The organism is Rheinheimera sp. UJ63 (genome assembly GCF_021568285.1).
Lineage (GTDB): Bacteria > Pseudomonadota > Gammaproteobacteria > Enterobacterales > Alteromonadaceae > Alishewanella > Alishewanella maricola.
The window spans coordinates 731,876-746,609 of the sequence record NZ_JAKGTQ010000001.1 but is presented as its reverse complement, the minus strand read 5'-3'; the positions used below and the strand labels follow the sequence as shown (position 1 = coordinate 746,609).

Below are 14,734 nucleotides of genomic sequence, written 5' to 3'. Positions count from 1 at the left end.
ATATAACATGGCTCAGGCAGCTAAGCAGCAGTCTGTATAGCGCCTGGCTTGTTCCGCCTTACTGCGGGCCGACCGTTCCATAGCCAGGTTAATGAGTGAGATGCTGCAGCGAACCAACACAACATACTTAATTTAAAATTTTAGAGAGCAGAGTAGTATATGGCAGAAAATAAAGTAGTGGCGTTACACAAAGAAGGCCACGCCAAAACCAAGATCAACACGCAAAATCTTTTTCAACACATTGCTAATGAGCATATGTTACCGGTTGTAGTGCATGAGTTTGTGGTTGCGGGTGCTGAATTCCCTATCGTTTTTGTTAAAGATCAATCGGGTGAAAATTTCCAGCCAGTGGTGTTATTAGGTTTATCAGCACAGCAAAACCTGGTGATCAAAGATGGCAAGTGGGACGGTATGTACGTTCCTCGTGTTGCTCGTAATTACCCTTTAGTGCTAGTACAAGATCAGCCAGGTAGTGATCGTTTAATCGTGGCTATCGACGAATCGTCTGAGCGTGTGAACGACACTGAAGGTTTTGCCTTATTTAATGAAGACGGCACAGAAAGTGAATACTTAGTTGCACGTAAGCAGCAAATGGCTGATTTTGTTGATTTTAGCCAGATCACTCATAACTTCACGCTAAAAATGCAAGAATTAGGCTTAATTAAAGAGCAAGTGCTTACTGTTACCATCAATGAAGAAAAGCGTAATATCAACGGTATCAACATGATTGATGACAAAGCGTTGAATGAGTTAAGCGATGAAACCTTCCTTGAATTACGTAAGTTAGGTTACTTGACTGCAATTTATGCTCACCTGATGTCACTTCAGCATACGCAAAAATTAGTGCAAAAGTTAGCCGCACGTGATGCGGCTGCCGCTGCTGCAAAAACAGAATAATGCCATAGCTAAGCGGTTACTGTTGCAGTGACCGCCAGTGCAATAAAAAAGGGGCGCAGTTTACTGAGCCCCTTTTTTTGAGCGGTATGTAAGTTATTTAGCCAGCGCTCTGAGCTGTTGCAGCCACTTGGGCTAAACGTGCTTGCAGCGCAATTCTGACATGATCGGGGACAAAGCTCGACACATCACCACCATGACGACAGACTTCTTTGACCAAGGTGGATGAGATAAAGGTATTTTTCTCAGAGGGCGTCATAAAGATGCTGTCTAATTCGGGGTTTAACGACCGATTCATACTGGCTAACTGAAACTCGTATTCAAAATCAGCGACTGCACGCACACCGCGGATCAATACCTGCGCTTGTTGTTCTTGGCCAAACTTGGCGAGCAAGCCGGAAAAGCCAATGACACTGACATTGGGGCAATCTTTAAATGCCGCTCGAGCCAGTTCTACGCGCTCTTCTAAGGTGAATAACGGTTGTTTACTTGGGTTAGACGCCACTGCCACGACGACGCTATCAAAGAGGCGGGCAGCACGCAAAACCAAATCAGCATGGCCATTGGTCAGAGGGTCAAAAGTGCCAGGATAGATAGCGCGGATTTTCATCAATGGGTGGTCCTCGGCCAGCGTACGCAACAGCGCGGCTGGTAATTACATTCAGTTTGGCGTTACTATAACAAAATACTTGCTGATTAACAGAAGCCCGCACGACGTAATGGAAAAGAAGTTAAGAACCAAAGACCGCATTTTACAGGCCAGTATTGCCTTATTTAACGAAGTAGGCGAACGTCAAGTTACCACTAACCATATCGCTGCACACCTGGGCATAAGCCCGGGTAATTTGTATTATCACTTTAGAAATAAAGAAGATATTGTGCGGCAGATCTTTCGCGAATATGCCAAATTACTCGATACACGGATCAAACCCCCTGCGCAGCCTGAACAGGCACTGGATTTACTAACCGACTATCTTGATGCGGTGTTTGAGTTAATGTGGCGTTTCCAGTTTTTTTATGCCAATTTGCCGGATATTCTGGCGCGCGATCCCGCGTTACAGCAAGATTATTTGCACGTACAACAAAACGTGTTAGCACGGGTCATGGCGGTGATTAAGGGCTTAAATGACGCTAAGGTGATTGCTATCGAGCCCAATGATATCCGCGACGTGGCGCATAATATCAAGTTGCTGGTGAGTTTTTGGATCAGCTATTTAAAAACCCAAGCACCGTTAGCGGCAGTCAATAAGGCTAATTTATATCGTGGCGTACTAAAAGTACTGTTATTGTTTAAGCCTTATGCCACGGCAGAAGCCTTACCCGATTTTCGGAAGCTGCAGCAACATTATACCGATTTAGCCGGTAGCGATGAATTTGCTGCCGATTTGTAGGTTTTTCTTTACAGCTTGGCGGCGCTGCCGTCGGGCTGCTTCACGTTGAACGCTGCAGTCACTGCACTAAATCTTTACAATAGCGAGTTCAACAGCTTAATTCCTGCCCAATATTGCCAGAGGAGGCTTTATGCGCAATGGCGCTTTTCTGCACCATCTAGAACAACAACTCGAAGAGGTGAAAGCAGAAGGTCTGTACAAAGCAGAACGTATCATCACATCACAACAGCAAGCCGATGTGACGGTTGGCTCACAACAGGTACTCAATTTCTGTGCGAATAACTATTTAGGGTTGGCCAATCATCCTGATCTGATTGCTGCCGCCGCGGCCGGTTTGCAAAGCCATGGTTTTGGTGTGGCATCGGTGCGCTTTATCTGTGGTACGCAAGATATTCATAAAACCTTGGAAGCCAAAGTGAGCGAGTTTCTCGGTACCGAAGATACCATTTTGTATTCTTCTTGCTTTGATGCCAACGGTGGTTTGTTTGAAACGATTTTAGGTGCTGAAGACGCGGTCATTTCTGATGCACTGAATCATGCTTCTATCATTGATGGCGTGAGGTTGTGTAAAGCGAAACGCTATCGTTATGCCAATAACAATATGGCCGAATTAGAAGCGCAATTAAAACAAGCCGACGCCGACGGTGCGCGTTTTAAGCTCATCGCCACTGATGGTGTCTTTTCGATGGATGGCGTGATTGCCGATCTGAAATCAGTATGTGATCTGGCCGACAAATATAATGCCATGGTCATGGTAGATGACAGTCATGCGGTCGGTTTTGTCGGTAAAAACGGTCGCGGCACTCACGAATATTGTGAAGTAATGGATCGCGTTGACATTATTACCGGCACTTTAGGTAAAGCCTTAGGTGGCGCCTCAGGCGGCTATACCTCGGGTAAAAAAGCTATTATTGATTGGTTACGGCAACGTTCACGGCCTTATTTGTTCTCGAACTCTTTAGCGCCCTCTATTGTTACCGCGTCGATTAAAGTATTAGACATGCTGGCGCAAGGTGATGAATTACGCGCGCAGCTATGGCAAAACGCTAATTATTTCCGTGAGCAAATGACGGCGGCAGGTTTTACGCTGGCTGGTAAAGATCATGCCATTATTCCGGTGATGTTAGGGGATGCCAAGGTCGCGGCCGAAATGGCAAAACGCATGTTGGCAGAGGGGATCTATGTGGTGGGTTTCTCCTTTCCCGTGGTGCCCAAAGGCCAAGCGCGGATCCGCACACAAATTTCAGCAGCACACACAAAAGCGCAATTAGATAAAGCCATTTCGGCCTTTATCCGAATTGGTAAAGACATGGGCGTGATCGCATAAGGCGGGGCGTAGTAATGAAAGCATTAGCAAAGTTAAAAGCAGAACCAGGTATTTGGCAAACGGAAGTTGAAAAACCAGAAGTGGGCCCGAACGATGTGTTAATTCGCATCAAGAAAACCGCTATTTGCGGCACCGATGTGCATATCTTCAAATGGGATGAGTGGGCGCAAAACACCATTCCTCATGGTATGGTCGTTGGTCATGAGTATGTGGGGGTGATTGAAGGCATGGGCTCAGAAGTTCGTGGCTTTAGCATAGGCGATCGCGTATCGGGCGAAGGTCATATCACCTGCGGGTATTGCCGTAACTGTCGTGCGGGTCGCGTGCATTTATGTCGAAATACCATAGGCGTGGGCGTTAACCGTACCGGCTCTTTTGCCGAGTATTTAGTGATCCCTGCTTATAACGCTTTTAAACTCGCCGACAATATTCCAGACAACATCGCGGCAATCTTCGATCCGTTCGGTAATGCGGTGCATACCGCATTGTCATTCGATTTAGTGGGTGAGGATGTGTTAATCACCGGTGCTGGCCCTATTGGTATTATGGCGGCTGCCGTAGCACGGCACGTCGGTGCACGCCATGTGGTGGTGACCGATGTAAACCCTTATCGCTTGGAACTCGCTAAAAAAATGGGCGCAACCCGTGCCGTTGATGTCAGTAAAGAAAACTTGAAAGAAGTGATGCGCGAACTGGGCATGACCGAAGGCTTTGACGTCGGTTTAGAAATGTCAGGTGTGCCGTCTGCATTTAGCAGCATGCTTGATACCATGAACCACGGCGGCAAAATTGCCATGCTGGGTATTCCACCCAGCTCAATGGCGATTGACTGGAATAAGGTTATTTTTAAAGGTTTAGTGATTAAAGGCGTTTATGGCCGTGAGATGTTTGAGACCTGGTACAAAATGGCCAGCTTAATTCAATCAGGCTTAGATTTAAGCCCGATTATCACTCATGAAATGCCGATGGAAAACTACCAAGAAGGCTTTGAGATTATGTGCTCAGGCCAATCGGGCAAAGTGATCTTAAACTGGTCTTAACCCATTAGAATAGAGCGCTTCGGCGCTCTTTTTTGGTAATAAACGTCTGCTAAAATGGCGTTTTGCTGCTTTTTACACAACCTCATATTCTTATCAATTTTGCTTGAAATCGCCTCGCACCGCTTTTCTTCATTTTACAAAGTTTACTTTTGTTTCATATTTAACTGTGTTTTATAGCAATTGAATTTGAGGCTAATTTTATGTAAATCCGTCAGCTTTTTTTACACTTCATAAAGTTTGCTGTGCGACTTTTTCTAAGTTAATGCGATTTTATTCTCTTGCAGCTCATGATTACGACTTGGCTCATTTTATGCTGCTCGTTTGCGCTGAATCCGTTTTTCTGATCAGTAATACGGTCGCCCCAGAGAAAATGATGTACTGTTAAAGCGATGTTAAGAGCAATACAAGGAGTCGTTATCCATGTCTTCAAAAAAAAATAAAATTGCCACAAGCTTCCACCTTGCAGCAGCTTGCCTGCTGGCCTTTAGTGCACCATCAATATTCGCTCAACAATTACCTGAAAATGCCGCTGAAGGCGGTAATCTCTGGTTTATCGAGTTATCAGATAAGCCAGTAGCTGATGGAAATTCTAAAAATAATGTCAAAGCAGCACAAGATAACTTTCGAAAAGCGGCAAAAGAAGCCGAAGTAAACTTTAACGAAAGACGGAGTTTTACAACACTATTTAATGGCTTCTCAGTACAAATCAGTTCGTCTGAGCGTGCCAAATTAATGCAGATCCCTGGTGTTAAAGCCATTTACCCCGTTGAGTTAATTCAAGCGCCAAATGTTGATGTCGACCACGGTGGTTCTGCGGCTGATATGGCTAACGCGCTCGGAATGACCGGTGCTGATGTGGCACAAAACCTTTTTGGCTTAAAAGGCTCTGGCATAAAAGTCGCTATTATGGATACGGGTATCGATATTGATCACCCGGACTTTGGTGGTAATGGCGTAAATGGTAGCACTTCGTTTCCTTCAGCACGCGTAGCTTATGGTTATGACTTTGTCGGTGATGCCTTTAATGCTGATTCAACCAGTGCTTTGTATAACCCTGTGGCAACACCGGATAATAATCCTGATGATTGTGGTGGCCATGGTACTCATGTCGCCGGTATTGTCGGTGCGAATGGCACTGTGGTTGGCGTGGCACCCGATGTGACTTTTGGTGCTTATCGGGTATTTGGCTGTAATGGCAGCACCACCGCCGACATCATGATCGAAGCAATGGAAAGAGCCTATGCCGATGGTATGCATATTCTGAATATGAGTATTGGTTCATCCTTTCAATGGCCGCAATATCCTACCGCGCAAGCTGCAGATCGCTTAGTCGAAAAAGGCATGGTTGTTGTGGCATCCATCGGTAATAGTGGCGCGAGTGGTTTATATTCTGCTGGCGCGCCAGGTTTAGGTGAGCATGTAATTGGTGTGGCCTCCTATGACAACGCCGCCACGTCAACACCACTACTACAAGTTAATGGTCGGGATATCGCGTACAACACGTTCACGTTTAGTGGTCCAGTACCCAAGTTAGGTTCTGCGGATATGGTCGCTATTGGCCGTGCTTGTAACACCGATGCGTTGCTGGCAAGTCCGGCAGGTAAAGTTGCGCTTGCCGTGCGAGGCGTTTGTGGTTTTGGTGAGAAAGCGGCTAATGCCATTAATGCCGGTGCTACTGCTGTGGTGATCTATAACAATGCCGCTGCCAGTTTTAGCGGTACTTTGGGTGCGGTTATTGGCAATGGCTCCATTCCGGTAGTCAGTATTTCCGGGACTGATGGTGCTTATGTGTTAGCGCAAGCAAGCCCTGTGCTAACTTGGACTAATCGTAGTATTAAAACGCCACTAGCCACAGGCGGCTTGATTTCTAGTTTCAGTTCTTATGGTCTGTCTCCTGACTTAGCCCTTAAGCCGGATATAGGTGCGCCAGGCGGCGTGATTTATTCAACTTATCCTTTAGAAAGAGGCGGTTTTGCAACCTTGGGTGGCACTTCAATGTCATCACCGCATGTTGCTGGTGCAGCCGCGCTTTTATTAGAAGCTAAGCCTGCGTTATCGGCTAAGGCGGTACGTACTGTGTTACAAAATAGTGCTGATCCTAAAGTTTGGTCTCTTAATCCCAATACAGGTATTCTAGACCATGTGCATCGCCAAGGTGCCGGTATGGTTGATATTGATGACAGCATCAATGCTACTACTTATATCACACCGGGTAAAATTGCTACCGGTGAAGGGGAGGCTGGAGCGTTTATCCAACGCTTAACGGTGCATAACCAAGCGGATGTTGCGGTAACCTATCAATTGTCAGCAGTGAATGCCTTATCTACTGGTGGTGTTATTACCCCTACGTTTTTTGGTAGTGATGCCAGTGTGACCTTTAGTAGCAATAATCTAACAGTACCAGCGAACAGTAGTGCCACAGTTGATGCGACTATCAATCCAGCAACTGGCCCGGTAAATGGCCAATATGGGGGTTATATTGTGTTTACGCCTGAACAGGCGGGGCAAGTATACCGCGTGCCTTTCGCTGGTTTTGTCGGTGATTACCAAGGTATTCAAGTTTTAACGCCAACTGGCAACGGTTTTCCGTGGTTAGCAAAATTAGGTGGTGGCTTCTTTAGTAATTGTGCGGCTGCCTGCAGCTACACTATGCAAGGTGATGATGTGCCTTGGTTCTTGCTGCACTTTGATCACCATGCCCGTTATATGGAAATGAATATCCTGCATGCAGCGTCAATGCAGCCTGTTCATCCGGTTTTCCATAAAACCAACGTCAGTGATTATTTACCACGCAACAGTACTACAACCGGTTTTTATTCATTTAGCTGGGATGGTAGTCGTATCCATAGCAATGGCGGTAAAGGTAAAACCAAAGAAGTGCCCAATGGCGACTACGTAATACAAATTAAAGTACTGAAAGCACTGGGTGATAAAAATAATCCAGCGCATTGGGAAACGTGGATTTCGCCAGTGATCACCATAGCGCGCTAAGATAGGCTTAACTTAACAAAAGGCGAACTTAGGTTTAATCCACGTTAGTTAAGCATGACCTGTTTGCTCTAAATCAACCGTTGACGGCCATGGATGGCCGGACAAATTCATCGAGAACGAATGCGAGCAGCTCTGCTGACCCGCAAGGGTGAAGCTTAGGAATGAACTTCATCATCGAGTCTCAAGGATGATTCATGGCGTGTTGAGGTGAGCAAATCGCGTGATGCTAAACACTAAACTGATCGGCATTAAACTTAGGTTCGCTTTTATATTGTACTCGTAGGAGTTATCAGGTGAAGATTCATGCCAATCTTTGCTGTTAAATATGGCGTGCATGCCTTAGGCATGCTGGTTATTTGGTAGCTCAAGTTGTTGCTGAAGCAACGCTAAAATATCGGCGCTTCGAGTTAGCACACGTAATTGCTGAAACAACTCACTGGCTTGTGGATACTGCAGTTTTAAATAGCTAAACCACTGTTTTACGCGGTTGGCGTAATACTTACCTTTCTCGCCCGACATCTCAAATTCCGAATAGCGCATTAATAGCGTGAGTACCTCAGGCCAGGGTAATGGTGGCTGTTTTAGTCGAATATGCTGAGCTAAATTCGGCATCGCTAAGGCACCACGGCCGAGCATAATATCTTGGCATTGGCTTTGCTCTTGGCATAACAAAGCCTGTTCGGCATTCCAGATCTCACCATTGGCGACTAATGGGATAGCGACCTGTTGTTTAATTTTCGCGATCCAAGGCCAATAAGCGGGTGGGCGATAGCCATCCGATTTAGTGCGAGCATGAATGGCTAAACTGCTAGCACCCGCCTCGGCGATGGCGCAGGCATTAGCAATGGCTAAGCGGGTATCTTCATAACCTAATCGAATTTTAGCTGTCACCGGAAATTCAGCCGGTACCGCAGTACGTACTGCTTTGACAATACGATACAACTGCTCGGTATCACGCAACAGTACCGCACCGCCACGGCTTTTATTCACCGTTTTAGCAGGGCAACCAAAGTTTAAATCGACACCTGGCGAACCTAACTCAACGGCACGCACGGCGTTTTCGGCTAACCAGTCGGGCTCTTGGCCTAATAACTGTACGCGTACAGGTGTGCCGGCGAGGGTTTTACCGCCTTGTAATAACTCAGGGCAAAGCCGCGTAAAGACCCGGGCAGGCAGTTTTTGATCGACAACACGGACAAACTCGGTAACGCATAAATCATAACCACCAATGGCCGTGAGCATCTCGCGCATCAAGTGATCGACCACACCTTCCATCGGTGCCAAGATAATTCGCATATTAGGGGGATACTTTATCGTTGCTGCGTTGACGTCGGCAGCGCTCTGAGCAATAACGCACTTCGTCCCAGTGCTGTTGCCATTTTTTCCGCCAACTAAAACTGCGTTGGCAGACGGGGCAGATTTTTTCAGGTAAATGACATTTCTTGTGCGCCATATCAAACGCTATAAATAGTGTGTAAATCTTGGCGATGCAGCAGCTCGGCCAGTTCAGGTAACTGCAGTGGTTCTAGCTCCAATACATCGAGGATGGCGCTTTGCTGGCTTTGCCACTCAGGATCTTGATGAACAGCGAACAATTGTCGGCTTTCACCACTAAAGTATTCCGCAATTTTTAACAGGGCAAAGCGTTGCTGCTCTTCTGAGTTTTCGGTCGCCAGGATTAGAGGTGTGCTATGGTGATAAGCAATTACATTACACAACATGTCAGACAAGCCCCAAGATTCGGCAATTAAATAGCCTAATACTTCGTGGCTGGTATGAAAACGTGGCTCTTCAATTTCACTATAGTGTTGTTGCTGTTGCAGGCCTTGCTGCATGATGGCGGCATAGTCATTGCGCTGTTGGCTAATTAAGGCCATGCCGGCATTGCGAAACAAGCCCAGTGAATAGCAATCATCTTGGACGAGTTGGCTAAAATTCAATTGTTTGGCGAGTGTCATGGCAATATTGGCAGTGTGCAAGGCGTTATTCCAGAGCTTTTGATTAAAAGCATCTTGGCGCCCTTCTTCCAAGGTAAAGCGTAATAACACACTGCGCGCCAACATGATCACACGGTTTAAGCCCAGGTAGCGGCAGGCCTGCTCTATCGAGGTGATTTTATTTTTCAGCCCAAAAAAGGCAGAATTGACCACTTTTAAAGTAAAACCCGCAGTACCGATATCCAGTGCAATTAAGGCTGCAATACGATTCAGATCGGGATCCTGACTGCTGAGTTGTTTTTGAATATGCTGCAAAATTTGCGGCTGCGGCGGAATGGTAAAACCTTGTAAGGCTTGCTCAATTAAGCCCATATTGATTGCTTGTACCATGCCGCTACTCCGCGTGCCTGTTTAGACGGTTTAATGCCGTTGTTATGAATCGAGGTAAGGGCGACCAAGCATCAATTGCTGCGCCAGTTGTTGTTCAGTTTGCTGCTCTGTGAGTTGCAAATCGTTAAACTGCACATCAAATTGCAATAATTCGTCATCCGGTAAATTCACTGCAACCAGTTTATCGGGTACCTGACCGACCTGACGATAAGCATTAATCGCTACTTGAGCCGCTTGTTCCATTAATACTAAGAATTGACCTAACGGGTATTCCTGAAAAATAGCGGCATCAACATGTGCCCAGCCTAATAAATCGCCGCTGATACTGCCATCAGCATGATCCGTAAATAGCATAGACACTGCAGCACACTCGGGGTTTTCACCCGGTTGAAATTGTTCTACATCGTCGGCAGAAAATAATAAAACATAGCCAAATCCTGGGCAGCCTTCTGCATCCATTTCGTCGAACGAGGCATCGTACAACAAGAATAAGCGATTATCAGACATGGCACCTTCCAGACAATTCAACAAAGCGCACATTGTACCTTAGCCTGCGCTTGTGCTAAAGCCCTGTCTGAAAATCAACACCTAACTAAAATCTGCTGTTAAGGGGACGGGCATTTCTAAGAGCATTGCCAGTAAGTTAGTCATCGCTTGTTCTGCGTCACTGAAATGTTTATCGGCAGCAATAGTAACAAGCACGGCTTGCCACAGTTGTTGTTTAACTTTGGGTGCAGCGTCGATCAGCATAGGTAAGGCAGCCGTTAGTGCCTGGTAGTCGGTGACGGGTTTTGCAGGCACATTGGGCAAAGCCAGTTGCTGCCAAGCGGCTTGCCACGCGGGTTCGGTTTGCTCAGGCCCAGCGCAGTCGGCTAGTGCGCTGAATAAGAGTGTTAATTGGGGCTGTAACTGCGCCAAACTGTGCGAATGCGCGCGATGATGGACGTCTTTAGCGCTGAACTGACTGGCGACAGTATGCTGAATAAAATTTAAACATAGCCAAGCTTGTAAGCTGGAGTTGTTGGCGGTTAATTGTTGCAACAGCGCTGAAATTTGTTGAAATTCGCTGGCGCTAAGTTGTTTCAGGGTGGGGATCGTCAGTTGCAATAATTGCACCTGTTGCGCCAGTGGTAAACGGCTTACCTCATCGGCTAGTTGATCCACTTGTTGTAAAAGGGTCGGTGAGCCTTGGTTTTTAATCATAGCTAATTGTGTAGCAAATTGCTCTGGGGTCAGTAACATGGCACAGACAATGGCTTTAGCGGGTAATAGCTGATGACTACTTTGGCTTAATAGCAACGGCAGGGCAGCGAGCATGCTCTGACGCGCAGATAATGCCGGCGAGTCGCTCGTGGTTTGTTCTGCACTGGTTTTTTTTGTGCTCGTTGCTGCCGCGAAACGACCATTCCAAGTGGGATCTAAGCGTTGGATACGTTTTGCTAAAGGCGGATGAGTGGCAAAGATACTGGTCCAGCGACTCAGTGCTTCGCCAAAAAAAAGATGGCTCATTTCATCCGCGTTCGGGTGGTTAATTTTTGAGCCTGCTTGATAGCCGCCAATCCGTTTCAAGGCGCCACTGATACCCAAAGGGTTCCGGCTAAATTGAACCGCGGAAGCATCTGCTAAATATTCGCGTTGTCTGCTTACCGCGGCCTTAATTAAATTACCAAAAAATGAACCTAGATAGCCGATAACCACTAAGCCAATGCCGAACAGTAATAAGCCACCGGCATTCTTATTGCGTTTTCGGCTACTCATCAGTGCGCTGCTACCGCGACCAGAGCGCAATAAATAATAGCCAATATGACCAATAAACAAGATGCCATTTAAAATGGCAATCAAGCGGATATTCATCCGCATATCACCATTTAAAATATGACTAAATTCATGCGCGATAACGCCTTGTAATTCGTCTCGGCTTAGTTGTTGCAAGCTACCTTGGGTGATACCAATCACCGCGTCAGACTGGCTGTAACCGGCGGCAAAGGCATTGATACCGCTTTCAGGCAGCAAATAAACGGGCGGAACAGGCAAATTAGCCGCCAGGGCCATTTCTTCTACCACATTCAGTAAACGGCGCTCTGCGCTATTGGCGGTATCAGGGTTTACCCGTTCACCACCGAGCGCCTCGGCAATAGTGCGGCCACCTTGTTTTAGCCGCTGCCACTTAGCCATAATGGCTAAACCAACCACGGCAATGACCACTAAACTGATACTCGTTATCACTTCCCATGGCAGCATAAAGCTGCTTTGTACGTCTTGCACAAAGCCCAGGCTAATCATCACCAGCAAGTTAGTCAGCACAATCAGCGACAACACCGCCATGCCAAAGATCACCACCAACAGACGGGTATTGCGACGTGCTAAATCTTGCTGCTGAAAAAAGTTTGTTGCCATTATTTAAAAGCTAACTTTCGGTGCCGCTTGAATGGCTGCGCTATCAGCAAACTCTAATAACACCGCATCTTTGCTATGGCCAAAACTGGCTGCGAAAAACATCGGCGGAAAGCTTTGCTTGTAGCTGTTGTAGTCTGTTACCGCGTCATTAAACGCTTGTCTGGCAAAAGCGATACGGTTTTCTGTGCTGGTCAGCTCTTCTGATAATTGCTGCATATTCTCGCTGGCTTTTAAGTCAGGGTAAGCTTCCATCACCATACTAAAGCGCGCCATTGAGCTTTGTAATGCCCCTTCAGCAACTGCCAGTTGGCCAATTGCTCCGGCATCGCCCGGATTATTGGCGGCCACTTTCAGCCCCGCTAACGCGGTATTTCTCGCTGCAATCACCGCTTCAAGCGTCTCGCGCTCATGTTTCATGTAGCCTTTCGCGGTTTCGACTAAATTCGGGATTAAATCGTAACGACGTTTCAGCTGCACTTCGATTTGTGCGAAGGCGTTTTGAAAACGATTTCTGAGTTTTACCAGCTGATTAAAGATGCTGATGATGTAAAACACCAGAGCCGCGATCAGCGCTAAAATGATAAGGGGTGCCATAGCCTACTCCAACAATATATTTGGTTTATTGTTAACGAAGGTTTAACTGATTGTCCAGCAGTTCTTCGGTTAATGCGTGTAAAGTTTGTTATCAAGGCTGCTATTCACTAAGCGCTGCGCTATGATAAGGCCTTTTCTGAATGAGGTGAAAATGAGCGATTTTAAACGTATCTCGGTGGCCGAAACTCAACAGCTGATCACGCAGCAAGCCATTATTGCGGATATTCGGGATGAAAACAGTTTTGCTGCCGGTCATATCGAAGGCGCTTATCACTTAACGAATGGCAGTATTGTGCAATTTATGCAGCAGTTTCCGTTTGAGCAGCCCGTAGTTGTGGTGTGTTATCACGGCAATTCTAGCCAAGGTGCCGCGCAATATTTAGCACAACAAGGCTATGAAGAGGTGTACAGCATGGACGGTGGCGTTGCAGCTTGGCGTGCCGAATATCCGGTTGTCACTGATGACAATGCATAAGTTTGTCGCGTTTGAGTCGGCAATTCCTGCGCGTTTATTTGCAGACTATTGCACCAGCAAAGGTTTGCAGGTAGAGCTGGCGCAGGAAGGGCAAACAACCACCTTAGCCGCACCGGCCGAGCAACTGAGCCAAATTGAGCCGTTATTAAAGCAGTTTTTGACTGAACCCGAGCACGCCCGTTATCAAGCCGCCGCTTGGCAACAAAGCCGAACCATAGCAACAAGCGGTAAGCGGCCCAGTCTGCGTTGGTCACAGTTACTGCAATCTCCTGTTACCTCACTCATAGTGCTGCTGGTATGCCTCATATATTTATGGCAACAACTCAGTTTTCAAGCGGCCAATAGCGCTCTGATGTTAACAGAGCCGGCGCAAATTTGGCGTTGGATAACACCAATACTGCTGCACTTTTCGCTCACGCACATCGTGTTTAATTTGTGCTGGTGGTTTTTGCTTGGGCAAAAAATTGAACAGCGAGCGGGCAGTGCGTTGCTTATTCAATTAACCTTGAGCAGTGCATTATTATCAAATGGTTTGCAGTTGGCGTTAGTTGGCCCTGATTTTGGTGGCTTATCGGGCGTGGTGTATGCGCTGTTTGGCTATTGTTGGCTGAGTGATAAGTTAGCCGGAAAACACCATTACCCGGTGACCGATGGTTTAGCGGCGTTTATGGTGCTGTGGTTAGCCTTTGGATTTATGGATGTGCTATGGGTTAATATGGCCAATTGGGCACATTTAGGCGGATTGGCGTGTGGCCTAATTTGGGCTGTATTGCGTCATTCAAAACAGCCCGTGTAAAGCGGGCTTATTGGTAAAGATACTTCGTAAATAAAATATCTTGCACCATGGTTTGGCCGGTTTCCCGTTTCAATACCACTTTTAACTGTTCAAAAATTTCTAAACGGATTTCTTCACGACCAGTAATTGATTTGATTTTTTGTTCAGGCTGTTTGCTTAAAATACCAATAATGGTGTCTAGGATCATCGGCTCGTGATACTCGATAACAGAGAGCATTTCTTTATTTGGCAGCATCAACTCAATGGAGACTCGCACATAGCCTAAACTGCGGCGATTTTCCGAGACAAAATTCGTCACGATATCCGGCTCAAAACCGTAATAAACCACTTCGGTAGTGGTTTGTTGCGCCGCTGCAGTACCAGACAGCAACAGGGCGAAGCATAGACCTTGCAGAATTGATTTCAAAGGCAGAAGTTCCGTAACCGTAAAGAGATAACGTGTTTTAATAATATCAGCAGATCCTGAAATCACCTAGTGCACGGGCAATTTGAGCTGAAAAAA

The 14,734-nt window shown here is 46.6% G+C and carries 15 protein-coding genes; 7 read left to right on the top strand and 8 right to left on the bottom strand.

The genetic code is table 11. The annotated features are described in order from the left end of the window. The first annotated feature begins 159 nt into the window (after window positions 1–159). Window positions 160–897 carry a SapC family protein gene (locus L1N97_RS03475; RefSeq protein ID WP_229584888.1) on the top strand — a complete coding sequence of 246 codons (738 nt, stop codon included), beginning with the start codon at window positions 160–162 and terminating at the stop codon, window positions 895–897. 97 nt (window positions 898–994) lie between these two features. Here the strand turns inward: L1N97_RS03475 and coaD are convergent, their stop codons facing one another. Then, window positions 995–1,504: a pantetheine-phosphate adenylyltransferase gene (gene coaD, locus L1N97_RS03470; protein WP_268964603.1), complete on the bottom strand. Its 510-nt coding sequence runs from the start codon at window positions 1,502–1,504 to the stop codon at window positions 995–997. Between the two features lie 109 nt (window positions 1,505–1,613). Between coaD and L1N97_RS03465 the strand changes: the two genes are divergently transcribed. The 4 genes from L1N97_RS03465 to L1N97_RS16990 all read left to right on the top strand — a co-directional run bounded on the left by L1N97_RS03465 (window position 1,614) and on the right by L1N97_RS16990 (window position 7,643). Next, the gene (locus tag L1N97_RS03465; protein WP_226749400.1) at window positions 1,614–2,285 is read left to right on the top strand and encodes a TetR/AcrR family transcriptional regulator; all 672 of its coding nucleotides are present in this window, start codon (window positions 1,614–1,616) and stop codon (window positions 2,283–2,285) included. Window positions 2,286–2,415: 130 nt separating this feature from the next. Further along, window positions 2,416–3,612, top strand: a complete 1,197-nt coding sequence (locus L1N97_RS03460) for a glycine C-acetyltransferase (protein WP_236128829.1) — start codon at window positions 2,416–2,418, stop codon at window positions 3,610–3,612. A gap of 14 nt (window positions 3,613–3,626) precedes the next feature. Continuing rightward, on the top strand, window positions 3,627–4,652 hold the full coding sequence (tdh, locus tag L1N97_RS03455) for an L-threonine 3-dehydrogenase (RefSeq protein ID WP_236128828.1): 1,026 nt from the start codon (window positions 3,627–3,629) through the stop codon (window positions 4,650–4,652). Between the two features lie 420 nt (window positions 4,653–5,072). Further along, window positions 5,073–7,643 carry a S8 family serine peptidase gene (locus L1N97_RS16990; RefSeq protein ID WP_329605533.1) on the top strand — a complete coding sequence of 857 codons (2,571 nt, stop codon included), beginning with the start codon at window positions 5,073–5,075 and terminating at the stop codon, window positions 7,641–7,643. 339 nt (window positions 7,644–7,982) lie between these two features. Here L1N97_RS16990 and dusC read toward each other — a convergent pair whose 3' ends face one another. The 6 genes from dusC to L1N97_RS03410 form a co-directional block, all read right to left on the bottom strand. Then, entirely contained in the window at window positions 7,983–8,939 is a 957-nt protein-coding gene (gene dusC / locus L1N97_RS03435; protein WP_236128827.1) for a tRNA dihydrouridine(16) synthase DusC, read from the bottom strand. A gap of 1 nt (window position 8,940) precedes the next feature. Further along, on the bottom strand, window positions 8,941–9,096 hold the full coding sequence (locus L1N97_RS03430) for a DUF2256 domain-containing protein (protein ID WP_229584892.1): 156 nt from the start codon (window positions 9,094–9,096) through the stop codon (window positions 8,941–8,943). Window position 9,097: 1 nt separating this feature from the next. Beyond that, entirely contained in the window at window positions 9,098–9,970 is an 873-nt protein-coding gene (locus L1N97_RS03425) for an HDOD domain-containing protein (protein ID WP_236128826.1), read from the bottom strand. Between the two features lie 42 nt (window positions 9,971–10,012). Then, entirely contained in the window at window positions 10,013–10,477 is a 465-nt protein-coding gene (locus tag L1N97_RS03420) for a hypothetical protein (protein WP_226749406.1), read from the bottom strand. Between the two features lie 81 nt (window positions 10,478–10,558). Next, a complete protein-coding gene (locus L1N97_RS03415) occupies window positions 10,559–12,367 on the bottom strand; it encodes a M48 family metallopeptidase (protein ID WP_236128825.1) in 1,809 nt (602 codons plus the stop codon). Window positions 12,368–12,370: 3 nt separating this feature from the next. Next, window positions 12,371–12,961 carry a LemA family protein gene (locus L1N97_RS03410; protein WP_229584895.1) on the bottom strand — a complete coding sequence of 197 codons (591 nt, stop codon included), beginning with the start codon at window positions 12,959–12,961 and terminating at the stop codon, window positions 12,371–12,373. 151 nt (window positions 12,962–13,112) lie between these two features. Between L1N97_RS03410 and glpE the strand changes: the two genes are divergently transcribed. Both glpE and glpG read left to right on the top strand, forming a co-directional pair. Continuing rightward, complete coding sequence (gene glpE / locus L1N97_RS03405; RefSeq protein ID WP_226749409.1) at window positions 13,113–13,436, top strand: thiosulfate sulfurtransferase GlpE; 324 nt, start codon at window positions 13,113–13,115, stop codon at window positions 13,434–13,436. Further along, window positions 13,423–14,232, top strand: a complete 810-nt coding sequence (glpG, locus tag L1N97_RS03400; RefSeq protein WP_236128824.1) for a rhomboid family intramembrane serine protease GlpG — start codon at window positions 13,423–13,425, stop codon at window positions 14,230–14,232. The genes glpE and glpG overlap by 14 nt, the downstream gene beginning before the upstream one ends. 7 nt (window positions 14,233–14,239) lie before the next feature. Here glpG and L1N97_RS03395 read toward each other — a convergent pair whose 3' ends face one another. Further along, entirely contained in the window at window positions 14,240–14,638 is a 399-nt protein-coding gene (locus L1N97_RS03395; protein WP_229584897.1) for a flagellar basal body-associated protein FliL, read from the bottom strand. Window positions 14,639–14,734: the final 96 nt, after the last annotated feature.